Origin of the sequence: Parabacteroides sp. AF18-52, from assembly GCF_003479145.1 — a bacterium.
Classification (GTDB): domain Bacteria; phylum Bacteroidota; class Bacteroidia; order Bacteroidales; family Tannerellaceae; genus Parabacteroides; species Parabacteroides faecis.
In genome coordinates this window covers 820350-844984 of sequence record NZ_QUGR01000001.1, presented here as the reverse complement: position 1 = coordinate 844984, position 24635 = coordinate 820350, and the positions used below count along the sequence as shown (strand labels likewise).

The 24635-nt window shown below is 44.6% G+C and carries 15 protein-coding genes; 7 read left to right on the top strand and 8 right to left on the bottom strand.

The annotated features are described in order from the left end of the window. The first annotated feature begins 129 nt into the window (after window positions 1-129). Both aldA and DWX23_RS03560 read left to right on the top strand, forming a co-directional pair. The gene (gene aldA, locus DWX23_RS03565; RefSeq protein ID WP_122373419.1) at window positions 130-1566 is read left to right on the top strand and encodes an aldehyde dehydrogenase; all 1437 of its coding nucleotides are present in this window, start codon (window positions 130-132) and stop codon (window positions 1564-1566) included. Window positions 1567-1712: 146 nt separating this feature from the next. Next, the gene (locus tag DWX23_RS03560) at window positions 1713-3731 is read left to right on the top strand and encodes an SUMF1/EgtB/PvdO family nonheme iron enzyme (RefSeq protein WP_122373418.1); all 2019 of its coding nucleotides are present in this window, start codon (window positions 1713-1715) and stop codon (window positions 3729-3731) included. Between the two features lie 182 nt (window positions 3732-3913). On the opposite strand, the gene DWX23_RS03555 is transcribed toward DWX23_RS03560, so the two are convergent. Continuing rightward, entirely contained in the window at window positions 3914-4864 is a 951-nt protein-coding gene (locus tag DWX23_RS03555) for a nitronate monooxygenase family protein (protein WP_122373417.1), read from the bottom strand. Window positions 4865-4977: 113 nt separating this feature from the next. Between DWX23_RS03555 and DWX23_RS03550 the strand changes: the two genes are divergently transcribed. Both DWX23_RS03550 and DWX23_RS03545 read left to right on the top strand, forming a co-directional pair. Next, window positions 4978-7095 carry a M3 family metallopeptidase gene (locus tag DWX23_RS03550; RefSeq protein WP_122373500.1) on the top strand — a complete coding sequence of 706 codons (2118 nt, stop codon included), beginning with the start codon at window positions 4978-4980 and terminating at the stop codon, window positions 7093-7095. Between the two features lie 217 nt (window positions 7096-7312). Then, window positions 7313-9427 (top strand): M3 family metallopeptidase, encoded by a 2115-nt coding sequence (locus DWX23_RS03545; protein WP_122373416.1) that lies wholly within the window; start codon window positions 7313-7315, stop codon window positions 9425-9427. A gap of 454 nt (window positions 9428-9881) precedes the next feature. On the opposite strand, the gene DWX23_RS03540 is transcribed toward DWX23_RS03545, so the two are convergent. After that, window positions 9882-10760 (bottom strand): aldose 1-epimerase family protein, encoded by an 879-nt coding sequence (locus DWX23_RS03540; RefSeq protein ID WP_122351495.1) that lies wholly within the window; start codon window positions 10758-10760, stop codon window positions 9882-9884. 124 nt (window positions 10761-10884) lie between these two features. Here DWX23_RS03540 and porU point away from each other — a divergent pair, with 124 nt between their 5' ends. The 3 genes from porU to DWX23_RS03525 all read left to right on the top strand — a co-directional run bounded on the left by porU (window position 10885) and on the right by DWX23_RS03525 (window position 18849). Then, window positions 10885-14370 (top strand): type IX secretion system sortase PorU, encoded by a 3486-nt coding sequence (gene porU / locus DWX23_RS03535; RefSeq protein ID WP_122373415.1) that lies wholly within the window; start codon window positions 10885-10887, stop codon window positions 14368-14370. A gap of 610 nt (window positions 14371-14980) precedes the next feature. Then, window positions 14981-15970, top strand: a complete 990-nt coding sequence (gene mgrA, locus DWX23_RS03530; RefSeq protein WP_122351493.1) for an L-glyceraldehyde 3-phosphate reductase — start codon at window positions 14981-14983, stop codon at window positions 15968-15970. Then, window positions 15967-18849: a PD-(D/E)XK nuclease family protein gene (locus tag DWX23_RS03525; RefSeq protein ID WP_122373414.1), complete on the top strand. Its 2883-nt coding sequence runs from the start codon at window positions 15967-15969 to the stop codon at window positions 18847-18849. The genes mgrA and DWX23_RS03525 overlap by 4 nt, the downstream gene beginning before the upstream one ends. A 20-nt stretch (window positions 18850-18869) precedes the next feature. Here the strand turns inward: DWX23_RS03525 and DWX23_RS03520 are convergent, their stop codons facing one another. From DWX23_RS03520 to DWX23_RS03495, 6 genes are all read right to left on the bottom strand, one after another. Next, entirely contained in the window at window positions 18870-19586 is a 717-nt protein-coding gene (locus tag DWX23_RS03520) for a porin family protein (protein WP_122373413.1), read from the bottom strand. 4 nt (window positions 19587-19590) lie between these two features. Beyond that, a complete protein-coding gene (locus tag DWX23_RS03515) occupies window positions 19591-20157 on the bottom strand; it encodes a flavin reductase family protein (RefSeq protein WP_122351490.1) in 567 nt (188 codons plus the stop codon). Between the two features lie 6 nt (window positions 20158-20163). Beyond that, a complete protein-coding gene (pyrI, locus tag DWX23_RS03510) occupies window positions 20164-20628 on the bottom strand; it encodes an aspartate carbamoyltransferase regulatory subunit (RefSeq protein WP_122351489.1) in 465 nt (154 codons plus the stop codon). Between the two features lie 14 nt (window positions 20629-20642). Next, window positions 20643-21557 carry an aspartate carbamoyltransferase gene (gene pyrB, locus DWX23_RS03505; RefSeq protein WP_122360268.1) on the bottom strand — a complete coding sequence of 305 codons (915 nt, stop codon included), beginning with the start codon at window positions 21555-21557 and terminating at the stop codon, window positions 20643-20645. Window positions 21558-21626: 69 nt separating this feature from the next. Next, window positions 21627-23321, bottom strand: coding sequence for an alkaline phosphatase (locus DWX23_RS03500; RefSeq protein WP_122373412.1), 1695 nt, complete (start codon window positions 23319-23321; stop codon window positions 21627-21629). Between the two features lie 20 nt (window positions 23322-23341). Continuing rightward, window positions 23342-24517, bottom strand: coding sequence for a Xaa-Pro peptidase family protein (locus DWX23_RS03495; RefSeq protein WP_122373411.1), 1176 nt, complete (start codon window positions 24515-24517; stop codon window positions 23342-23344). Between the last annotated feature and the right edge of the window lie 118 nt (window positions 24518-24635).

Genomic DNA, 24635 nt, shown 5'->3' with positions numbered 1-24635 from the left:
TTTATTTTTACAAGGTTCTTTTTTACTCAGGGAATGTATAGCTGATTTTCTTAAAATACCATGTATAACAAATATTTGATTCCTTGACAAAGGGAAACCAATAGTATTAATTATCAATTAAAAGAGACCATGAAAGATTTAAAAATGTACATCGATGGGCAGTTCATCGAGAATCGATCCGGAAAGTGGATCAATGTGTTGAATCCTTCTACAGAAGAAGTTATCTCCCGTATGCCTGACGGGACAGTAGAAGATGTCCGTACAGCCATCGATGCCGCAGAGAAAGCACAAGGTGCATGGGAGCGCCTGACTTCCATAGAACGCGCACAGTATCTTACTAAAATAGCACAGGGAATTCGTAACAGGGAAAAAGAACTGACAGACATTATTGTACGTGAAGGTGGTAAGACCCAGGGATTAGCTAATGTCGAAGTTAACTTTACTGCTGATTATATCGATTATATGGCCGGTTGGGCACGCCGTTATGAAGGAGAAATCATTCCCAGTGACCGTCCTCATGAAACTATCTTTGTCTTTAAGAAACCTATCGGAGTGACAACAGGTATATTACCGTGGAACTTCCCGTTCTTCCTGGTTGCCCGTAAGGCTGCTCCGGCTATGTTGACGGGAAATACGATTGTGTTGAAACCAAGTCAGTTGACTCCGGAGAATGCTTATGTCTTTGCCCAGATCGTGGATGAAGTGGGAGTGCCTAAAGGTGTATTCAATATCGTAAACGGTCGCGGATCGGTTGTCGGGCACGAGATGGCTGCTAATCCGAAAGTCGGTATGGTCAGCCTGACAGGAAGTGTATCAGCAGGTGTACAGACCATGGAAGCTGCTTCGGCCAATGTGACAAAAGTGTCGTTGGAATTGGGAGGAAAGGCTCCGGCTATCGTTATGCCGGATGCGGATCTGGATCTGACCGTGAAGTCGATCATAGCTTCCCGTGTTATCAATACCGGACAGGTATGTAACTGTTGTGAACGTGTTTATGTACATTCCAGTATTAAAGATGCCTTTATTGAAAAGTTACTGGATGGCTTTGGCAAGGTGAAAGTGGGTAACCCCAGTGAGATCACAGACCTGGATATGGGACCGCTGATCGATGCCGGTGCCTTGAAATCAGTGGAAGAAAAAGTAGAGAAAGCTGTTAAGCAAGGTGCAACCCTGGCTTATGGCGGCAAACGTATCGGAACCCAGGGATATTTCTTTGAACCGACACTTTTGACTAATTGTACACAGAAGATGGATATTATCCAGGAAGAAACATTCGGTCCCGTTCTCCCGATTGTAGAATTTACAGAAGTGGAAGATGCTATTGCCTGGGCGAATGACTGTGAGTACGGACTGACCTCTTCGGTCTATACACAGAATCTGGATATGGCCTTTAAACTGATGCGTTCCTTGAAGTTCGGTGAAACTTATATCAATCGTGAGAACTTTGAGGCAATGCAGGGATTCCATGCCGGTTGGCGTAAATCGGGTATTGGTGGTGCTGACGGTAAGCATGGTTTGGAAGAATATCTTCAGACTCATGTCGTTTATCTGGAGACACAGGGTTAATGTAAATCCGGTACGATTAAACAGAATATATAGAAAGGAGATTCCTGGTAGTCAAAGATTATCAGGAATTTTTTTGATAAATATCCCGGATTGTATTTCCGATAATATATTTATCTTTATTCCGGAATATGGAAAAATGAATAATGATGAGAAACGCTACAATCTTATGTTACTGCCTGATAGCATTAGGTGCCTTTACTATTAACGCACAGGAAACGAATAGTCTGGGAATGCAATTTGCCCGGATTCCGGCAGGGTCTTTCCATATGGGAAGCCACGGACAGGGAGAGGACTACGATGAAGCCCCGATCCATCCGGTAACGATCACAAAACCTTTCCTGATGGGAACAACTGAAGTGACAAACGCCCAGTACGAACAATTCGATCCTTCCCATAAAGAATTACGGGGAAAATACGGTCTTTCAAAAGAAGACGACGAAGCCGTGATCTTCGTCAATTACCGGGAAGCGGAAGCCTTCTGTAAATGGCTTTCGGAAAAGGAAGGAAAAACATATCGCCTGCCGACTGAAGCCGAATGGGAATATGCCTGTCGTGCCGGTTCCTACTGGAACTTCTGGATGGATGACGGACTACATGCTGTTTATCATAAAAATCAGCAGAATGTATGGGGAACTGATTCGACTATCAGTCTAAAGGTCGGTAAAACACCGGCCAATCCTTTTGGCCTGTACGATATGCACGGAAATGTAGAGGAATGGTGCTGCGACTGGTACGGACCTTACGAGGCTTTTCCGCAGACAGACCCTGTGGGGCGTGCTGACGGATTATATAAAGTAACGCGTGGTGGAAGCCATAGTACGCCGGAACGATTTCTGCGCTCCGCCAACCGTCTGGCAATGATTCCGGAAGATAAACATTGGTTGACCGGATTCCGGGTTGTCCAGGCTGATATGCCGCAAACCCGGCCTTTACCTGCTATCGAACCCGCTTCGCAGGAAAATATTTCCCAACAAAAATATAATTGGGGAACTCCGTTGAAAACCCCGTTCTTTGCTGAGCCTCTCGTTTATGTAAAAACTCCGGACTGTTCTTCGGGTGTCCCGTTTTATAAGCATAACCATTGTCCGGCTGTCAGTTGGTGTGATAACGGCGATTTATTGGCAATCTGGTTCACTTGTGACGAGGAATCGGGTAGGGAAATGGTTATTTTGGAAAGCCGTCTGAAACAAGGTACTGCTGAATGGAGCGAACCGCGTGAATTCTTTAGAGTCCCCGACCGGAATGTGACAGGCTCGTCTCTCCTGAATAATGATGGGACACTGATTCATATGAATGGAGTGGAGGCTGCCGGGACCTGGGAAACACTGGCTATGGTGATGCGTACCAGTAAAGATAACGGAGCCACCTGGAGTCGCCCCCATCTTGTTGCCCCGGAACATGCCCGTCGCCATCAGGTAATAGCAGGCTCCTCTAAAACGAAAGAGGGTTGGCTGATACAAGCCGCTGATGCAACACCCCGGAGTAATGGAGGTACTGCCTTGCATCTCAGTAAAGATAACGGTCTGACCTGGGAAGATATGGGAAAGACCAATCCCGGAACTTTCGAAGCCGGTGCTTCGGGTGGAACCATTGCCGGAATTCATGCCGGTGTAGTACAACTGTCAGACGGTCGTCTTATGGCTTTGGGGCGTGGTGACGGCATTGTCGATAAAGACGGTCTGGAACGTATGCCCATGAGCCTGTCGGAAGATAATGGTCGTACCTGGACTTATAGTGCTTCGGAGTTTCCTCCGATCGACGGCGGTCAGCGTCTGGTATTGATGCGATTGAAGGAAGGCCCTCTTTTACTGGTCTCTTTTACGAACCATCCTTTCCGCCTGAAGAACGGATTGAACGGAATGACCTTTAAAGATAAAAACGGACGAGAATATACAGGGTATGGAATGTATGCAGCCCTTTCTTTTGACGAAGGAAAAACATGGCCCGTAAAAAAGTTACTGACAGACGGTAAAAGTCGTTTCATGGATGGAGGCGCCTGGACAGGTTTCTTCGATATGGATCAGACGCATGCCGAACCTCGCGGTTATCTGGCAGCGACACAGACACCGAATCAGATTATCCATCTGTTGAGTAGCCGGAATCATTATCGGTTTAACCTGCAATGGCTGGTCGAAAATACAGACTTTCAAGGGAAAATAAAGTGATCTCTTCGGTTTTGCCTAAACAGGTTATCAGTCAGGGGCTTGCAGTTTCCTAAATTTTTTTAATAAGGAAACTGTAGTTTCCTGCGCGGGGAACTGTGATTTCCTCGGCAGGGAACTGGCGTTTCCCAGGCAAGAAACTCCAGTTTCCTAATGAGGAAATTATCAGGACACCGGATGCCCGGTTAGAAAAGATTTGCTTCGTTGTTCAATCCGGCAAGTGCTTTACGATAATCGGCAACAAGTTCTGCCATCACTTCACTAACAGTCTGTTCTTTTTTGAATAAGGCGGTAACTTGTCCGATTTCCAGCTCTCCTTCTTCCAGATTACCTTCGAACATACCTTTTTTGGCTCTTCCTTTGCCTAGTAAAGCACGCATATCTTCTGCTGATGCACCCTGTGCTTCGGCTTCTTCCACTGCTGTTTTGAAATCACCTTTTGCGAGCCGGGTGGGAGCCAGTTTCTTGAGGAGTAACTTTGTATCGCCTTCGTTGAGGCTGAAGCAGAGTTGTTTGAATTTCTCGTGAGCGGAACTTTCGGTTGTCAGGGCAAAACGCGTTCCGATCTGTACGCCTTCCGCACCGAGGGCGAAAGTGGCGAGCATTGCCTCACCGGTTCCTATTCCTCCGGCGGCCATCAGTGGGAGCGAGGTAGCACGGCGTACGGCAGGGATCAGGCAGAGTGTTGTCGTCTCTTCACGTCCGTTATGACCTCCGGCTTCAAAACCTTCGGCAACGACAGCATCGACACCGGCCTCTTCGCATTTAACGGCAAATACGGAACTACTTACCACATGCACGACGGTGATACCATGCCCTTTCAGAAAAGATGTCCATTTCTTCGGACTTCCGGCAGACGTAAAGACTATTTTTACTCCTTCTTCCACGATCAGTTGCATCAGTGTATCTATTTCCGGATACAACAACGGAACATTAACACCGAAAGGCTTGTCGGTTGCCGCTTTGCATTTCCGGATATGTTCGCGTAATACTTCGGGATGCATAGAGCCGGCTCCCAATAATCCCAGTCCTCCGGCGTTACTTACAGCCGAAGCAAGCCGCCATCCGCTGCACCAAACCATTCCTCCTTGTATAATAGGATATTTGATGCCAAACAATTCACATATTCTATTCATGGTTATTCTATTTATAATGTTAAAAGAACAAAGAAAGATAAAACTTCCCTATCTTTGTGCATCCTATCGTATAATTAATGTAGACATAAATTAATTCTTACAATATCATGGTTATGAATAAAACGCTTATGGCTGCCAGTCTGGTAGTAGTTTTGGGAGCTTGTAACTCCTCAAAGAAAAGCGATGTAGCAGATGCTGCACCCAATCCTTTTTTCTCGGAATATACAACTCCGTTCGGTGTTCCTCCTTTCGATAAAATAGAAGTAGCACATTATAAACCGGCTTTCGAGAAGGGAATGGCGGAGCATAAGAAAGAGATCGATGTCCTGGTGAATAATTCGGAAGAGCCAACCTTTGAGAATACGATCGTTGCCCTCGACCAGGCAGGCGAGTTACTGAATAAAGTTATGTATGCTTTCAGTGGGCAGTCGAGTGTGAACACAACCGACGAGATACAGGAACTCGAGCAAGAATTGTATCCTATTCTCTCTGCCCATTCAGATGATATCAGTTTGAACCCGGCCCTTTTTGCCCGTGTGAAAGCTGTTTACGACAATCAGGCTTCGCTTAACCTGGATAAGGAACAAAAGAGGCTGCTGGAAGAAACCTATAAAGGTTTTGTTCGCAGCGGTGCCAACCTCGATGCCGACAAGCAGGCTAAACTGCGTGAACTGAACGAGCAGATCTCAGTACTGGAACTGACCTTCGGACAGAACACCCTGAAAGAAACAAATGCTTTCAAGTTGGTTATCGATAATAAAGAAGACCTCTCAGGCCTGCCTGAAACCCTGATCGCCGCTGCTGCCGAGACAGCCGCTGCCGACTCGATGGAAGGCAAGTGGGTTTTCACGCTTCACAACCCGAGTGTAATGCCTTTCCTCCAATATGCAGATAACCGGGCATTGCGCGAAAAGATGTTTAATGCCTATGTTTGCCGGGGAAATAACAATAATGCCAACGACAACAAAGAAGTAATAAAGAAACTGGTTACCGCCCGTCTCGAAAAGGCCAAACTGTTGGGTTACGAAGACTTTGCCGCTTACGTCCTGGAAGAGAACATGGCAAAGAACGAAAAGAATGTATACCAACTGTTGGATCAGCTTTGGAAACCGGCGTTGGCAAAGGCAAATGAAGAATTGGCCGACATCAATGCCGAGATAAAGAAAGAAGGTGGCAACTTCAAGGCTGAAGCCTGGGACTGGCGTTATTATGCCGATAAAGCCCGTCAGGCAAAGTTCGACCTGGACGAGAACGAAGTGCGTCCGTATCTGGAGCTGAACCATGTACGTGAAGGGGCCTTTTATGTGGCAAACAAACTGTACGGTATCACCTTTACAGAAATAACAGATATACCGAAACCAGATCCGGATGCTTATGCATTCGAATGTAAGGACAAAGACGGTTCTCCGTTGGGTGTTCTGTATATGGACTTCTATACCCGTCCCGGCAAGAGTGGCGGAGCATGGTGTGGCGGTTATCGTTCGCAGACTTATAAAGACGGTAAAAAGATCACTCCGGTGGTAACGACTGTCTTTAACTTCAGTAAACCGGCAGCCGGACAACCTGCCCTGCTGAGTACCGATGAAGCAGAAACCGTTTTCCATGAATTCGGTCATGCACTGCACGCATTGTTTGGCGATGTTCATTATTATGGCGTTGCCGATGTCCCTCGCGATTTCGTAGAACTGCCTTCGCAGGTCAATGAGCATTGGGCATTTGAACCTGAAGTATTGAAAGTATATGCCAAACATTATAAGACAGGCGAAGTTATTCCACAGGAACTGGTAGATAAGATCGTGAAGAGTGGTAAGTACGGACAAGGTTTTGCCACAGTAGAATATCTGGCTTCTTCTTTGTTGGATATGGATTACCATGTAATGAAAGAAATTCCGGCCGACCTGGATATTGAGAAATATGAAGGGAAAGCGATGTATGGTCGCGGTTTGCCGACTCAGATAGCACCTCGTTACTGGGGAACTTATTTCGGCCATACGATGGAGGGAGGATATACTGCCGGTTATTACAGTTACATCTGGGCGGAAGTATTGGATGCCGATGCTTTTGAAGCTTATAAGGAAACTGGTGATATCTTTAATCAGGAAGTTGCTGCTAAATTCCGTCAGTATGTCCTTACTCCGGGTGGTATCGATGACGCTATGGATATGTATACCAATTTCCGGGGAAAGGAGCCGAGCATCGAGCCGTTACTGAAAAACAGGGGACTAAAATAGTTGACAAGACAGTTGACAGTTGACAAGTGACAGTTGACAGTTGACAGTTACGGTTAGGTTGACTGGCTGAATTTATTATTGACAGTTGGCAAATGATAGAAGACAATATATAAGCGTAAAGTTTATCTGTCAACTGTCATCTGTCAACTGTCATCTGTCTTGTCAACTGTCAACTTTTTTCTATCTTTGTGCAAATTAGTAACTTAAACAAAACATAATGAAGAAAACAATTATGGCTGCCGGATTAGCCGCTGTCTTGACAGCCTGTGGTTCGTCAGGAAATAAAACAGAAACCATGACAGAAAACCCTCTTTTAACTGAGTTCAAAACTCCGTTCGGTGTTCCTCCTTTCGATAAGATCGAACTGGATGATTATATGCCTGCTTTTAAAGAAGGTATCGCTCTACAGCAAAAGGAAGTAGAAGAGATTGTAAAACAGAAAGCTGCTCCCGATTTTGAAAATACGATTGTCGCACTCGACCAGAGTGGTGATCTGCTGCGTAAGGTAAGTGCAATTTTCTACGGGCTCAACAGTGCGAATACAAATGATGAGATGCAGGCATTGAGCCGTGAATTATCTCCGTTACTTTCAAAGAACAGTGATGATATTCGTATGAATCCGGATTTGTTTGCCCGTGTAAAAACGGTGTATGAGAATCAGGAATCGATGAATCTCAATAAAGAACAGAAGAAATTACTGGAAGAAACCTATAAAAGTTTTGTCCGTGGCGGAGCAAACCTGGATGCAGAACAACAGGCCCGTTTGCGTGAACTGAATAGCGAAATATCCATGCTTCAGTTGACTTTCGGACAAAATATGCTGAAAGAAACGAATGCTTTCCAATTAATTGTAGATAATAAGGACGACCTTGCCGGATTACCGGAGAGTCTGGTCATGAATGCTGAAGTAGCTGCCCGTTCGGCTGGTCTGGAAGGCAAATGGCTTTTCACGTTGCATAATCCGAGTGTGATGCCTTTCCTGCAATATGCCGACAACCGTGCGTTGCGTGAAAAGATTTTCAAAGGTTATATCAACCGAGGGAACAATGGCAATGATGCCGATAACAAAGACGTTGTACTTAAATTGATCACTCTCCGTCTGGAAAAAGCCAAACTGATGGGGTATGACAACTACGCTTCTTTTGTGTTGGAAGACCGTATGGCAAAAACGCCGGAACAGGTATATGCTCTTTTGGATGAGATATGGAAACCTGCACTGGCTAAAGCTAAAGACGAACTGGCTGATATCAATACTGAGATCAAGAAAGAAGGCGGCAATTTTGAAGCGGAAGGTTGGGACTGGCGTTATTATTTCGAGAAAGCTAAAAAGGCTAAGTTCGATCTGGACGAGAATCAGGTCCGTCCTTATCTGAAGCTTGAAAATGTGCGTGACGGCGCTTTCCTTTTGGCTAACAAGTTATATGGTATAACATTTACTCCGATCAAAGATATACCGTTACCTCATTCGGATGCTCAGGCTTTCGAATGTAAGGATAAAGACGGTACGCATCTGGGGGTTCTGTATATGGATTTCTTCCCTCGTGCCAGCAAACGTGGCGGAGCCTGGTGTGGAACATATCGTTCGCAAACTTACAAAGATGGCAAACGTCTAGGTCCGGTTGTTACGATTGTATGTAATTTTTCCCAACCGACTCCCGGACAACCTGCTTTGCTGAGTGCAGACGAGGCGGAAACATTATTCCATGAGTTCGGTCATGGCCTGCATAACCTGTTTAAGGACGTGCATTATTATGGCGTATCGGGTGTTCCCCGCGATTTCGTGGAGCTGCCATCACAGGTTATGGAACATTGGGTGTTTGAACCGGAGTTGCTGAAAGAATATGCAAGACATTACGAAACAAATGAAGTGATTCCTGCCGGACTGATCGAGAAACTGGATAAGAGCGGTAAATACGGACAGGGTTTTGCAACGACCGAATATCTGGCTGCTTCTTTGCTGGATATGGATTTCCATGTATTGAAAGAAGTACATGAAGGTGCCGATGTGATGAAGTTTGAAGAGGCTGTCCTGGGTGACCGTGGCTTGTTGAAACAGATTCCTTCCCGTTATCGTACGACTTATTTCAATCATACGATGGGTGGCGGATATACAGCCGGTTATTATAGTTATATCTGGGCGGAAGTATTGGATGCCGATGCTTATCAGGCTTATAAGGAAAGCGGTGATCTTTTCAATCAAGACGTAGCTCAGAAATTCCGCCAGTATGTTCTTACTCCGGGCGGTATCGATGATGCAATGGATATGTATAAAAACTTCCGTGGCAAGGAACCTAATACGGAACCGCTGCTGAAGAATAGAGGCTTAAAGTAGAGTTACTTTTCTCTTGATAGAAAAGTAACCAAAAGATCAAGGCTGCACCGGCTTCGCTGCTACGGTGAAAGACTACGCTGAAAAATCCGAAACTCGCTTCGCTCAAACAACGGATTTTTTTAACCGCTTCGTCTTTCCCCTTCGCGGACGCTCACCCGCTGAGGCCTTTCCAAGGAAGCTCTGCTTCCTCTTAGGATCGTCGATACCGACACCTATATATTATAACAGGTGCTTTCTGTTTTAACAAGCAATATCGGCAATCACAAGAGAACGCTTTGCGTTCTATGAAAGACCTCAGCTGACGAGCGTTAAGCGCAGCAGCCGGAGTGAGCGCCCGGAGCATCCGCTGTTTGAGCGTAGCGAGTTTCGGAGGCGACAGCGAACGCAGGATGCGGAGTAGCGAGGCAGGTGCAGCCTTGATCTTTTGATTACTTTTGGATCAAGCCAAAAGTAATTAATAAATTTCGATAAAATAGGAAGCCTCAAACACTTCTCCCGGCTCCAAATGTTGCATCCAGTCTTTATCCTTATATTCTCCCGTATAATTGACCCGGTCACAGCGTCCGTACCACGGTTCGATGCAAACAAAAGGCGCATTTTTAGCAGGAGGCGACCAAAGGCCGACAACCGGTGCCGTGAAATATACGGAGAGTGAGGTGCTTCCGTCCTGTTTCAATAAGTCGACCCGGTTGATCTGGTTGTTTTCAATGACTAACGCATCTTTGTCGAAAGTGTGTGTATCCAGTGGTAACAATCCTTCTTTGTCAAGTACAAGCGGATATTCTTTCTCTCCGATGCATCCTTTCTCCTCGACCAGTTTGTATGTCAATCCCTGTGTTTTATCAAAGGCAAAGAAACCTCTTTTCTGATCTTCTTTGTCGTAGTCCGGAAAATAGAAAGCCGGATGTGCCCCGATCTGGAAATGAAGTTCTTCGTTTCCGGTATTTTTTACGTACCATAAAACTTCGATCTGGTTACCGGCCAGTTTATAACCGATCTCCAGGCAGAACGGGAAAGGATATATCTGCAATGTCTCTTCGTTTTCTTGTAGCCGGAAACGCAATTCCGTATCAGTTTCCTTTATTAGTTCAAACTCCCGGTCCCGTGCAAAACCGTGTTGCGATAGTTTGTATGTCTTTCCGTTATGGCGGTATTCGTTATTCCACACACTGCCCACGATAGGGAATAAAACGGGCGAGTGGCGTTTCCAGAAAGCCGGATCTGCCTGCCATAAAAATTCTTTACCGGTCGCGTTGGCAACGATGCTGCTGAGTTCGGCTCCATGTGGTGACACCTGAATAGTCAACAGGTTATTCGATAATGTTTTCTTCATCTGATCTGTTTGTTTAAGTCATTTTCAATTTCAACAAAGTTAGTGAACTTATTTTTTGATTCTCCAGCTCTTTTATAATAAATCAAAACAGAAAGCGTTAAAAGATCATTGAATAGTTGAAAATATGAAGCTACACGAAAAAAGATTCTCGGCAATAACTAGTATTGCATTCTTACTTTGTTTCTGCCTTTCTTTTTCATTGGAAGCAAGTGGACGCTATACGGACAATTCTGTATTAAGCAAAGGACACTGGGTGAAAATACAGATCGAAAAAAACGGAATATATAAACTGACTTATTCCGAATTGAAGAATATGGGTTTCGACGATCCTTCAAAAGTCGCAGTCTATGGCTATGGCGGTTGGCCGTTGGAGGAAGATTTTACCAAACCCTATGTGGATGATCTGCCTGCTGTTCCGGTATTGAGAAAGGATAATTATATACTTTTTTATGGAAGAGGAACGACGAAATGGGAATATAAAGAAGTGAGCTATAGAAAAGACAGTAAAAGAAATAAATTTGTACATACCAATAATCCCTATTCCCTTTACGGATATTATTTTCTTACCACTTCTTCAGAGGTAAAAGAAATGGATATTGTCCCATCTGAAACGAAAGATGCTACTATAGAATTTGACTATTTTGATGATTATCTTTTGCATGAGAAAGATTTGGTTTCGGTTAATAAGTCCGGGCGTGAACTTTTTGGTGAATCGCTGTATTCCACTGTTTCTATTCCTTTTGAAAAGGTAGAAGGTATATTGGATACAGATGCTTTTGTTGACTGTCGTTTAATAGCTAAAACAAACGATGCAAAAAATTTTGTTCTTTCAATTAATGGGGAAGAGGTTGTGAAGAGCTATATCAATGGTGTATCGCCTAATTTGGATCTTTATGAATATATAAAAGCCCGGTCGGCAGAAGCCTATGGAATTTGGAAAGGTAGAAAAGAAAATAGTTTTTCCGTCAAAGTTGATTATTCAGAGAAAGGGAATAATACGGCTTATCTGGATTATATCTATATACAGTTGCAGAGGTCTTTGCAAGTCTATGGTCAACCGACGTTCTTCCGAACTCTCTCATCGATAGGAAATAAATCATGTTTTACAATAAAGAATGCTGATGCGAATACGATTGTACTTGATGTGACTGATGCTTTAAATCCTCGGATAATTGAAGGAGTGTTGAATGAAAGCAATTTCTCATTTGTTATTCCTAAAGAGGATCGGTTGAGAGAGTTTGTGGTTTTCAGGCTGGACAACTCTGTTCCTGTTATCAGTGCGAATAATAGCCAAAAGGTAGCAGAGCAAAATTTACATGCTTTACGACAGGCAGATATGGTGATCATTTCTCCATCTGCCTTTAAGAGTGAAGCGGAAAGATTGAAACAAGCACACGAAGAGCATGATCAACTGGAGAATATCCTGGTTGTTACCCCAGAAGAAATCTATAATGAGTTTTCCAGCGGAACGCCGGATGCTACAGCTTACAGACGTCTGATGAAAATGTTTTATGACCGAAGCAAAAATGAACAGTCGAACGCACCTAAATATTTATTACTTTTTGGAGATGGAGCCTATGATAACCGGTTTGTTTCCAGTGAATGGAAACTTTTTCCTTCAGGTATGAAAAATAATATGTTGTTGACTTATCAGACAAATGAATCATTAGATGATACTTCGTATGTGGTTGATGATTATTTTGGACTACTGGATGATAATGAAGGCGTGAATATTAGTAATGACATAATAGATATCGGAATAGGACGCTTTCCGGTCCGGACAATCACTGAAGCCCGGAATGCTGTGAATAAAGTGATCTCTTATATGAATGCTCCCGTTGGCGACTGGAAGAATAAGGTTTGCTTTATAGGTGATGATGGAAGTAACGCTGATCAATATGCTACTTACCATCAAAAGTATGCGGATGAATTGGCTGATACATTAGAAGAGAATCATGCTGAATATGTTTCAACCAAGATACTTTTTGATGCTTTTAAAAAGGACCGGTCAGGTAAAAGTTCCTATCCGGATATTCCCCCGCTTATCCAGAAGACATTAAAAGAAGGATGCTTCATGTTGAATTATACCGGACATGGTAGTGCTAAATCATTAAGCGAGGAGGCTGTGATCACTCAAAGCGATATTATTCAATCCACTTATAAGCATTTACCGATATGGATCACTGCATCCTGCGATTTCTGTCCGTTTGATCAGGTTGCTACTTCAGCCGGAGAAGATGTTTTCCTGAATAAAGTAAGCGGAGGAATTGCTTTGTTTACAACTACCCGTGTAGCTTTTTCTCCAGATAATAAGAATATCAATGAGAATTTGGTTAAGGAACTGTTTGGATCGGATAATGAGAGAAAGGCGCTAGGAGATATTTTTTTAAGTTCTAAGCAGAAACCATCACTTCGCAAGCTCGGTTTCAGTCTGATCGGTGACCCGGCATTGAAGTTATCTTACCCTAAATATCGGCTCAGGTTAAGTACGATCAATGGAAAAGACGTGGCTGATAGTTCTTTTGAGTTTAAGTCACAGGATAAAGTAGAGTTGGAAGGAATTGTCTGCACTGCCTCTGACGATTTACTGTCGGATTTTAATGGAGTTTTGAACGTCCGGGTGTTTGACGCACTTGATGAAAAAGAAACTATGGGTAATAATAAAATTTCATTTAAGTATGGTGAAAAAGATGGGAAACCTCTATATCGGGATTCTGTTCCTAAAATCAGATATAAAGATTATATCAATACGATTTTTTTAGGCAGTGACTCTGTACGGAACGGAAGGTTCAAGATATCTTTTTTTGTACCTAAAGACATATCTTACAAAGTTGGTAAAAACGGAAAAATAACTATGTATGCCTATGAAAGTGAAAGTAAAAGGGATGCAAGCGGCTCGTTTAAGAAATTCTCTGTTTTTGGGACTTCGGATAATCCGAAAGATGACAATATGCCTCCGGAAATACGGTCACTCTTTTTGAACGATACTACTTTTATTGATGGTGGTGATGTGAATTCTACTCCTTATTTCTATGCAAAAGTGTGGGATGAAAGTGGAATCAATATAACAGAGAGCAGTATAGGGCATGGTATTACATTGTCTATAGATAATAATCCGAATAGTAGTTATATTCTCAATAGCTATTATGAAAATATAATAGGTAGTGATGGGGAAGGTATGGTGAAATTCGGTATTCCGGTTTTAACTCCGGGTTTACATCATGCAGAATTCAAAATTTGGGATATCATGAATAATTCGGCTACTTATACATTTAGTTTTAATGTTGTTGAAGGTCTAAAACCTTTCATCACCAATGTGATCGCAACTCCTACACCTGCGAGGGGAAATGTCGAATTTCATATTACGCACAACCGTCCGGAATCCCGGATGAAAGTAGGTATCATGGTATACGACATGACAGGTCGTCTGCATTGGAAGCATGAAGAGACAGGTTCTTCCGAACTGTTCAAAGACTATACGATAGACTGGGATTTGAGAAATAATTCGGGAACTCATGTGCGTCCGGGTGTTTATATTTATCGCGCAGCGGTAAGTACTGATAATTCTAAAGAAGCAACGGAAGCAAAGAAGATGATTATTTTGTGGTGATCTTTTATAATCAATAGATTGAAAAAGTAACTGTCATACTATCATTCTATGTTTTGAATACATTGAAATTCATGTTGTTTACTCTGTGATAGTATATATGATAGTATGAATTTGTACTGTCATACTATCATAAAAATACCTGTTTGTTTTCACGAAGTATACTTCTTATTTTCAATAACATACTTACTAAATATTATTGAGACCCGGGTCTCGACACCTTCAAGACCCGGGTCTTAGCATCGTTCAGATGGGGGTGTAAATGGCATTCAGATGGGAGACTTGGAGAAGATTTCTGCTTGTTTTCTGCTAAATAAGACATAGTATTGCTGAAAAAAAGAGTATGTTCTGTGCAAAATAGCCTGTTTTGTAATGCTTTTGGATACCTTATTTTTCGATGAAAAGGGCCAAAATGATAGTTGAATGACAGTTTATGATAGTTGCATGATAGTTGTTTTGGGCAACTATCATGTTTGTGTTGTATGAAATTCAATTAGTATGCCGAAAATATGATAGTATGATAGTTGATTTGTGCAAAACTATGTTCGACACTAAAAAAAGACTGTGTCCGATATGCAATTTTTATATACATTTGTAAGAAATAAAATGCACCATGGAAAGTATATATACACCAAATGAAAACAGATACGCGGAGATGACGTATCGTCGTTGTGGACGCAGCGGTATCTTATTGCCAGCTATTTCTCTGGGGTTATGGCATAACTTCGGCAGTGTGGATGTTTTCAATAACTTTATCAAGATTGCCCATACGGCTTTCGATAACGGGATTACCCATTTTGACCTGGCGAATAATTACGGGCCAGTCTATGGTTCTGCAGAAGAAAATTTCGGCAGGATTCTGAAGAAAGGACTGGGAGCTTATCGGGATGAGCTGCTTATTTCGACAAAAGCCGGTTACGATATGTGGCCCGGTCCGTATGGGAATTGGGGTAGCCGGAAGTATTTGATAGCCAGTCTCGATCAGAGTTTGAAACGGATGGGACTCGATTATGTGGATATCTTCTATTCCCACCGTCCTGATCCGGAAACACCGATAGAGGAAACAATGGGGGCTTTGGCGGATATTGTCCGCCAGGGGAAAGCATTGTATGTGGGCATTTCAAACTATAATGCCGAACAGACGGAAAAGGCACTGGCCGTATTAAGAGAATATCGTGTTCCTTGCCTGATTCATCAGGCACGTTATTCCATGTTCGACCGTTGGACGGAACCTGATTTGTTACCTTTATTGAAGAAAGAAGGAGTAGGCATGATCGCTTTTTCTCCTTTGGCACAGGGGATGCTGACCAATAAATATCTGCACGGAATACCGGAAAACTCAAGGGCTGCCAGGTCGACAGGACATTTGCAGCGTGAGCAGGTGACAGAGGAAAAAATAAACAAGATATGTCGCTTGAACGAGTTGGCTATGGAACGTGGGCAGACGTTGGCAGAAATGGCGTTGGCATGGTTGCTGAAAGACGATCGTGTAACGAGCGTCCTTGTCGGAGCCAGTTCGGTAGAACAGTTACTGGATAATTTGAAGGCGTTGAATAATATTAGTTTTACATCAGAGGAACTGGAAAGGATTGAATCGATATGACACCATTCTTATACCAGGTAGCCTCTTTGTTTTATCAGCAATACGGAGCAGAGGTGAGTAAGTTGGCATTTGTTTTCCCTAACCGGCGAACAGGCCTGTTCTTTCAAAAATATCTTTCGGAGGTGGCGGACAAGCCGCTTTTCTCTCCGACGATCCTGACCATCAACGACCTGTTTGTGCAGTTGAGCGGCAAACAGGCGGCAGATAAGATCAATATGCTGTTCATGCTGTACGATATCTATATCCGGCATAGCGGCTCGACGGAAACCTTTGACGAGTTCCTCTATTGGGGGGAAATGCTGTTGAACGACTTTGATGATGTCGATAAATATATGGCAGATGCCCGCATGTTGTTTACGAATGTGACGGACCTGCGGGAGATAGAGAACGATTTCAATTTCCTGGATGAAGATCAGATTGCGGCAATCCGTACATTCTGGTCGTCTTTCTATCCGAAGGGAGATTCTCCGAACCAGGAAGAATTTCTGGCTGTCTGGAAAATCCTGTATACGTTGTACACCGATCTGCGTGAAGCGTTGGCGGCGGAGGGAAGAGGCTATGAAGGTATGATCTTCCGTGAAGTCGTTGAACAGATGGAGCAGGATGACTGTTGTGACCTGCCTTATCTGAAGGTGGTCTTTGTCGGTCTGAATGCCTTGTCTGTCGCGGAGGAACGTTTCCTGATGCAGTTGCAGAAACGGGGAATCGCTGATTTTTATTGGGATTATGCTTCGGATAAAGTGACGGACCGGGATAATAAAGCGTCCTATTTTGTCGAACGGAATCTTAAAAACTTCCCGTCGCAGTATCCGCTTCCTCCGGAAGAAAAAACGGAAACACAGATTGAGGTGATCGGTATTCCTTCCGGTATCGGTCAGGCAAAACAGGTGTACACATTGCTGAACGAACTTTGCAAGGAGGATGAAATGTCGCCCGAGGAAGCGTTGCGTACAGCCGTTATCCTGCCTGATGAACATTTGCTTATTCCGGTACTGAATGCCATTCCCGAACAGATACGCCGTATCAATGTGACGATGGGGTATCCGTTGGCAGGTACGCCAGTCGCTTCTTTGATGGAGTATATCCTGGCATTGCAGAAAAATGTACGTTATGTAGACCGTCAGCCGGTTTTCTATTTCCGTGACGTGCTGCCTATCCTGAACCATCGGTATATCAGTTCGACCGGTCCGGAAACGGTCAATGCCCTGGTGAAAGATATTGCGGAAAACAACAAGATCTATATTTCTGCCGCCGATCTGGGAAAGACGCCTCTTTTGTCCGTCCTCTTCCTGCCGGTAACAGATGTCAATACTTTTTCCGATTACCTGATCAATGTCCTGCAGGAACTGAATAAGGTGATGCACGCTTTATCATCCTCCGGTGAAGAGGAAGAAGATGCCACCCAGCGCACCAACGACCTGGAGCAGGAATTTATCTTCCATTACTTCACGACCGTCAACCGTATGAAAGAGATCATGCAGGATGCCGGGATCGAGATGAAGATCGACACCTATTTCCGCCTGCTCAAACGGGTGACCGATACGATAACTATCCCTTTCCGGGGCGAACCGTTGTCCGGTCTGCAGATCATGGGAGTTCTTGAAACCCGTGCACTGGATTTCAACCGGCTGATCATCCTTTCCATGAATGAGGGTATATTCCCACTCAGGAAAGCGGCCAACTCGTTTATCCCTTATAACTTGCGAAGAGGTTTCGGCCTGCCCACTTATGAGCATCAGGACAGTGTGTGGGCTTACCATTTTTATCGTCTGATTTATCGGGCGAGCCATGTCAGCCTGCTCTACGATACCCGCAGTAATGGTTTGCAGACAGGCGAAGTCAGCCGTTTTGTCCATCAGCTGCACTACCATTATGAAGAGCCGTTGCAGAACAAACTGGTCGTCTATAATGTCTCGTCCGCGAAAACCCCGGCTTTGCAGGTCCGGAAAACGGACGAAGTGATGCAACGGTTGGAGGCTTTCCATAAAGGAGGGCACAGGGCCATTTCTGCCAGTGCGGTCAATACCTATTTGGATTGCCCGCTGAAGTTCTATTTTTCGGTGGTCGAAGGTATACAGGAGGAAGAGGAGGTCAGTGAAACGATCGAGAGCAATGTGTTCGGAAGTATCTTGCACAAAGTGATGGAAGAGTTGTACATGCCTCTTTGCGGAAAGATGGTAACAGCCGATTTACTGAAGGCGATTAAGAAAGATACACCTGTCCTGACCGGTGCTATTGCACGGGCATTTGCGGAGATCTTTTTCATGTCGGATGTCGTACGTCCTTTGACGGGGCAGAACTTTCTGATCGGTGAGATGATCCGGAAATATGTGGAAAAGATACTGGAGCGTGACAGTAAACTGACACCTTTCCGTTATATCGAATCGGAGCGGAAGATCAACCGCCTGTTTACCCTGGGTGACGGTCGGACGGAAATCCAGTTGAAAGGTTTTATCGACCGGATCGATGAGGTGCGTGATACGGTCCGCATCATCGATTATAAGAGTGGGAGTGGGACTTCGGTATTTACTTCTATAGAGAGTCTGTTCGATAAAGAAGATAAAGACCGTGCCAAAGCCGTGATGCAGGTTTTCATGTACTCGTGGATGCTGGGCGACGTGCCTGCAGGAAAGACCCTTCAGCCGGGAATTTATTATATGCGTACGCTCTTTTCCGATTCGTTCGATGCAGCTGTGAGCCGGCGCGTGGAGCGGATGAAAACAGAGCCGGTAACGGATTTCTCTGTCTATTCGGCCGACTTTGAAGCGGAACTGCGCCGTTGTCTGGATGAGATATTCGGACAGGAAACTCCGTTCGTGCAGACGATGACGGAAAAAGCCTGTGCCTGGTGTCCTTTCAAGGATATATGCGGAAAATAGACGGAGAAGAATCAAACGAATCAGAACAGGAAACCGAGCGAGAAGCTCATCATATTGGTCCGCTTGTCTATCGAGATATTTCTTTCTATCGGGGTTAACGAGGATTTGTCCTTAAAATCGGACTCAACCTTGTTAAGCCCGAATTCGTAAGTGAATTCGAAAAACAGACGCCAGATACTCACGCCCAGCCCTGTGGCAATACCCAGTCCGAACGGTGTACTGTTATTGATGTATTCGTTGGTGACTTCAGAAAAATGGGTCGTATAACGTGACTTGTAGTTGTATTTCACTTTGGGTCCTACCATCAGGCTGAGGGCATAAGGACCTTCTTTTACAAGATAATAACCGATCATGACCGGCATTTCCAGTGAAGTCGTTTTTAGTTGGAGCCGGTCTGTTTCCGAAATACTTCCGGCTGCCTGGTCTGATTCGGTAGCTTGTGGCAATGAAAAAAGAACATCTCCTTGCTTGCGCGACCATGTCAGGTCCGGTTGGATAAAGAAGCGGTCGATATTGATCCTGCAAAAGAAAGAGGCCTGATAACCGACTTTATATTGCAGACGGATATTTTCGGCTTCGACACCGTCTATTGTCAATGAGTTAATGATCGGGAATGTAGAATTGACTCCCACCTTTGCACCAAAGTTGAAAGCTTTATCCTCAATATATATGAACTTCTGTGCATGGACTGAAATGCAAAGGAGGAACAGCGGCAATAGAAGGAGAATCTTTTTCATATGCTTATTTTTTCTTTTTTACAGACCAGCCGAATTTACCTACAAACTCACCTAATCCATAATATTTACCGTGCGAATAAGCCAGCAGGTCTGCCCGTTGCATATCGAATGCACCTGTTTGCGGATCCAGGTATTTATCATCCGCCTGGACATTGAGAACATCGGCGATGAACATATCGTGGCTACCCAGTGCAACCACTTCTTTTACCCGGCATTCGATGCAAAGCGGTGCTTCTTCGATGGTGGGGCAATTCACCAATGTTGCTTTACCCGGCGTCAGTCCCATTTCTTCAAACTTATGATGATCTTTTCCTGAATTAACGCCGCACCAGTCGGTGGCATAAGCCAACTCGCGTGTGGTCAGGTTGATCACAAATTCCATATTCTTTTTTAGGATCGGATACGAATGGCGTTCCGGACGTACGGATATATAACACATGGGTGGATTGGTACAAATCGTACCGACCCACGCCACAGTTATAATATTATATTCTGAAGGTTCGCTGCCACAACTAACCATTACGGCCGGTAAAGGATAGATCATGGTACCGGGCTTCCAGTCTTGCTTCATACAAACTTATTTAATAATAATGTCTTCTTTATTGATCTTGCGTTCGCAATAATGACATTTGATCGTGCCTTTCTCTTTGTCGATCACTTCGAAACGGCTCGGCATCGGTTCATTATTGGTGATACATTTCGGATTGTTACATTTAACCAGTCCGACCAGTTCGTCCGGCAAAGTAACCGTTTTTTTCTCTACAACCTCATAGTCGCGGATAATGTTCAGAATCACTTTCGGAGCGATCAGTGCGATACGGTTGATCTCATCTTCTTCGAAGAACTTATCGGATATTTTGATCACGCCTTTACAACCCATCTTCTTGCTTTGGAAATTGTTGCCGATCGTGATCGTGTTGTCCATATTTTCAAGTCCCAACAATTTGGCGACTTTAAATAACTGGCTGGGAGGAATATGGTCGATAGCAGTTCCGTTCTCCAGGGCGGCAACCTGCAATTCTCTTTTCTTTTCTACTGACATAATGATTATCAGAATTAAATATTGATACCTAAAACTTCACAAATAATAGCCTGACGGGCAAACAATCCGTTGCGTGCCTGCTGGATATAGTAGGCTTTCGGATTATCATCCACATCGTAAGCGATCTCGTTTACGCGGGGCAGCGGGTGGAGGATACGGAGATTTTCGCGGCTTCCTTCCAACATTTTGTTACGCAGGATATACACATTCTTCACCCGTTCGTATTCTTCCAGGTCGGTAAAGCGTTCGCGCTGTACGCGGGTCATGTAAAGGATATCGGATTGGTTGATCACCTCTTCGTCGAAAGTGGTATGCTCGTAATATTTGATGCCGTGTTCGTCGCAGAAATTCTTGTATTCGTCCGGCATGCGAAGTTCGTCCGGAGCCACGAAATGAAAAGTAGGATTGAAGTGCGACATGCCGACGATCAGCGAATGTACCGTACGGCCATATTTCAGGTCGCCCACCATTGTGATATTCAGGTCGGTCAGTTTTCCTTGTGTCTTTTGGATCGAATACAGGTCGAGCATGGTTTGCGAGGGATGCTGGTTTGCTCCGTCTCCTGCGTTGATGATTGGAATATCGGTTACTTCCGAAGCATAGCGTGCTGCACCTTCCAGATGGTGTCTCATAATGATCAGGTCGACATAATTGCTGACCATCAGGATCGTATCTTTCAGTGTTTCCCCTTTGGAAGAACTGGTCGTAGAGGCATCCTGAAATCCGATCACTCGTCCGCCCAGGCGGTTGACAGCTGTTTCGAAGCTTAATCGCGTGCGTGTAGAGGGTTCAAAAAACAGGGTGGCAGCAACTTTGCCTTCCAGCACCTTTCGGTTCGGGTTTTCCTCAAACTTCCTGGCGTTATCCAGAATACGAAGAATGTCCTCTTTGGAACATTGATCGATAGAAACTAAACTTTTACTTTTCATTTTGTGTATAATCTGTCTTTCTTGCAAAAGTATAAAAAAAGCGGAGACCGAATAGTCTCCGCTTTATATTTATTTCAGATAATCTGCCAGCTTCGTCGGGAGATAGAATGTATTGTTCTTATCTACATAGACAACGACTGAATTCAGCCGGACTTCTTCCTGTCCTTTCTTACCGATTGTAACGATATTGCTGAACGGTGTGATGTTGATCTGTTTCTTCTTATTCTTCACGACTAATGAAGGAGAACCTTTTTCATCTTTAGCGGGGATAATCTCACATTGGTAGTCTTCGAATACTTCTGTGTGAGGTGCGAAATTCTCTGCCGTAAGTTCATCCAGCTTATCGCGGTCCATGCCGAACAAAGCGCACAGGTAGGCGTTCAGTTCGATATTGGTATGCATACCGATCGGCAGGCTGGCCTTGTCGGGATGATAGGCTGCCAGGAAGACATCTTCGCCGGTATGACCGCCGGTGGTAAATCCGAAACAGGTTTTTGAGGTAAGCAGTTTCGACATGAAAGAGGTCAGCGAACCGCTATACAGTGAACCTTTGCCTTCAGTTTTGCGTTCGGCTTCTGGGATCGGACTGTTTTTATAGTCTTTACAATGGTTCAAAGCATCCAGTTCTTCCGGGCTTAGTTCGAAACCTGCATATTCACGGAAGATGTTCTGTACTTCCGAATTTGGTTCGCTGTTTACTTTCTTAGCGAATCCTTCTGCCGTCAGTTTATACAGAGAGAACTGGTGGAATAACTGGTCTTTCGTTAGTTTGTCGTATCCTTTGCAGTCGGCACGACCGATACTGATACCGCTGTTTCCGTGGTCAGGAACCATGATAACGGCTGTTTCACCGTTCTGGCGGGCAAATTCGAGTGCGGCACCGCAGGCACGGTCGTAAGCCAACATGTCTGTAGCCATGCCGACAGGGTCGTTTGCGTGAGCGGCCCAGTCTACTTTACTGCCTTCTACCATCAGGAAGAAACCTTCCGGGTTTTTGGATAGTTTCTGGATAGCGATGCGGGTCATCTCTTCCAGGTCCGGTTGTTGAGCCGGGTCACGGTCGATGTCGTAAGCCATTTCGCGGTCTGCGAATAAAGCCCACATATTGTCGCCGTTATAGTTGCGCATACCGTTGATGTCGTTTTTGAATACGCCGTATCCGTTACCTTTCAGGTAGGCCTCACTTTCTTCCGGAAGGAGGGAAACACCACCACCGATCACTACATTCAGATCGTTATGAGCCATCTGCGGAGCGATCCATTCATATTTGCCACGGTTGTAGCTATGGGCGGAACAGTCTGCCGGTGTAGCGTGAGGAAATTCGCAGGTGAAAACAAGACCGGTCGATTTACCCTGTGTTATTTTTGCGGCTTCCAACACAGTTGTAAGTGGTTGGAAAGCACGTTCGGGATCGGTCGGATAGATATCGTTGTCACCGTCATTTTCCGGATAAGTAGAGACATAGCCGGTACGGCTCGGATAGCCTGTCATGTAGCAGGAAGTAGTCGGAGCAGAGTCACCGATCGGAGCGTTTGATGAGTGTGTACGTACGGTACCGCACAGGTACGGGTCCAGATTCAGGTTCGGTTTGTCCGGGTTGGTATACCATTGCAACCAGCGTGCCATAGAAACGGTAGCCAGTGAAGTTCCGTCCGGTATCAGAAGAATAACGTTCTTGACCGGTTTTACATTTTCTACATCTGCAGCTTTTGCCGGCATAATGATGAATGCCAGTAGAAGCAGAAAAGTAATCGTCTTTTTCATGTGCTTTTATTGTTTATTAATTAATGTAATTGAATGATCTCTTCTTCGAAATGAGTCAGTTTCTCGATACCTGTTTCGGTAACCAGGAAACTGTTCTCGATACCGACGGCTCCTACACCCGGAATGACGAATTTAGGTTCGAGGGCAAATACCATATTCGGTTGCAGCTCTTCTTTGGAACGGGGAGTCAGCACCGGAAGCTCGTTGATCTGGATACCGATACCGTGTCCGACGAATTTAGCCTGCTGTTTGGTTCCCATGAAGTTTCCGGCAAATCCTTCTTTCTCTGCGATACCGGCAGCAATGTTATATAATTCCGAACAGACGACACCCGGACGGACGACATTTTCTATTTCATTTTGTATCGTTAATGAGGTCTGGTGCGCACGATAAGCATCTTCCGTCAGTTTACCGACAGAAAATACGCGGGTCATGTCGGTCATATACGGTGTATAATTACCTGCCATATCTACCATGATGGCTGTCCCGTCTTTCAGGATTGTGCCGTTAGCTCCGAGCGGGCAGGATGCGTCCATGCCGTTGCCTCCCAGGGCAAAGTCGAAAGGAGAGGGAGCTTCTGCGTTCTCACCTGCCAGGATGCTTCCCATAAAGATATCCATGTTAGCCCCGAATGCACGGAAGATTCCGATCGAACCGTTCTGGCGCATGCGTTTTTCTATTTCATACTGAAATTCGAGGTCGGTCATTCCCGGACGGAAACATTCGGTAATTTCCGAGTATGTCTTGGCATGTTTTTCGGCAGAGATACAGAACTGCGAGATTTCCCAGGGTGTTTTGATCTCGCGTAGGGTTCTCATCAGAGTGGTCGCATTACCTGTTTCTTTCGGGTTGAATATGGATTGCAGGCGGATATAATCGTTGTATGTCAACTCGTCGGCTTCCAGTAACAGTTTTTCCGGCATCGGGATACCGCGGGCGGCGAATATCTCGGCTATTTGTTCGGGTTTGCGGATATATTCGATATGATCGTCGGTCAGGCCGTTCGGACGTTTGACGAAGAACCAGGGTGCTCCTTCTGCAGGCAGATAGAAATATCCGCTGAAAATCCGTCCGGTTGTATAATACAGGTTTACATCTACACTCAGCAGGCAGGCATCTGCATGCTGTGCTTGCATTGCCTGTTGTATACGACCCCATTTAAGTTGCAGGTCGTCGATCAGTTCTTTTTGTATCATCTCCAACTTTTATTTTTATGTGGCTTCAAAGGTATTAAAATCTGTCGGGAAAAAAGAGGAGTTTGATATTAAATCTTGATTAAATGATCATCTGTTTAGCTTCCTGTAATAGCAGCGT

Coding starts and splice junctions, on each gene's coding strand:
- aldA (WP_122373419.1), top strand. CDS start 130: ATGAAAGATTTAAAAATGTACATCGATGGGCAGTTCATCGAGAATCGA.
- DWX23_RS03560 (WP_122373418.1), top strand. CDS start 1,713: ATGAGAAACGCTACAATCTTATGTTACTGCCTGATAGCATTAGGTGCC.
- DWX23_RS03555 (WP_122373417.1), bottom strand. CDS start 4,864: ATGAATAGAATATGTGAATTGTTTGGCATCAAATATCCTATTATACAA.
- DWX23_RS03550 (WP_122373500.1), top strand. CDS start 4,978: ATGAATAAAACGCTTATGGCTGCCAGTCTGGTAGTAGTTTTGGGAGCT.
- DWX23_RS03545 (WP_122373416.1), top strand. CDS start 7,313: ATGAAGAAAACAATTATGGCTGCCGGATTAGCCGCTGTCTTGACAGCC.
- DWX23_RS03540 (WP_122351495.1), bottom strand. CDS start 10,760: ATGAAGAAAACATTATCGAATAACCTGTTGACTATTCAGGTGTCACCA.
- porU (WP_122373415.1), top strand. CDS start 10,885: ATGAAGCTACACGAAAAAAGATTCTCGGCAATAACTAGTATTGCATTC.
- mgrA (WP_122351493.1), top strand. CDS start 14,981: ATGGAAAGTATATATACACCAAATGAAAACAGATACGCGGAGATGACG.
- DWX23_RS03525 (WP_122373414.1), top strand. CDS start 15,967: ATGACACCATTCTTATACCAGGTAGCCTCTTTGTTTTATCAGCAATAC.
- DWX23_RS03520 (WP_122373413.1), bottom strand. CDS start 19,586: ATGAAAAAGATTCTCCTTCTATTGCCGCTGTTCCTCCTTTGCATTTCA.
- DWX23_RS03515 (WP_122351490.1), bottom strand. CDS start 20,157: ATGAAGCAAGACTGGAAGCCCGGTACCATGATCTATCCTTTACCGGCC.
- pyrI (WP_122351489.1), bottom strand. CDS start 20,628: ATGTCAGTAGAAAAGAAAAGAGAATTGCAGGTTGCCGCCCTGGAGAAC.
- pyrB (WP_122360268.1), bottom strand. CDS start 21,557: ATGAAAAGTAAAAGTTTAGTTTCTATCGATCAATGTTCCAAAGAGGAC.
- DWX23_RS03500 (WP_122373412.1), bottom strand. CDS start 23,321: ATGAAAAAGACGATTACTTTTCTGCTTCTACTGGCATTCATCATTATG.
- DWX23_RS03495 (WP_122373411.1), bottom strand. CDS start 24,517: ATGATACAAAAAGAACTGATCGACGACCTGCAACTTAAATGGGGTCGT.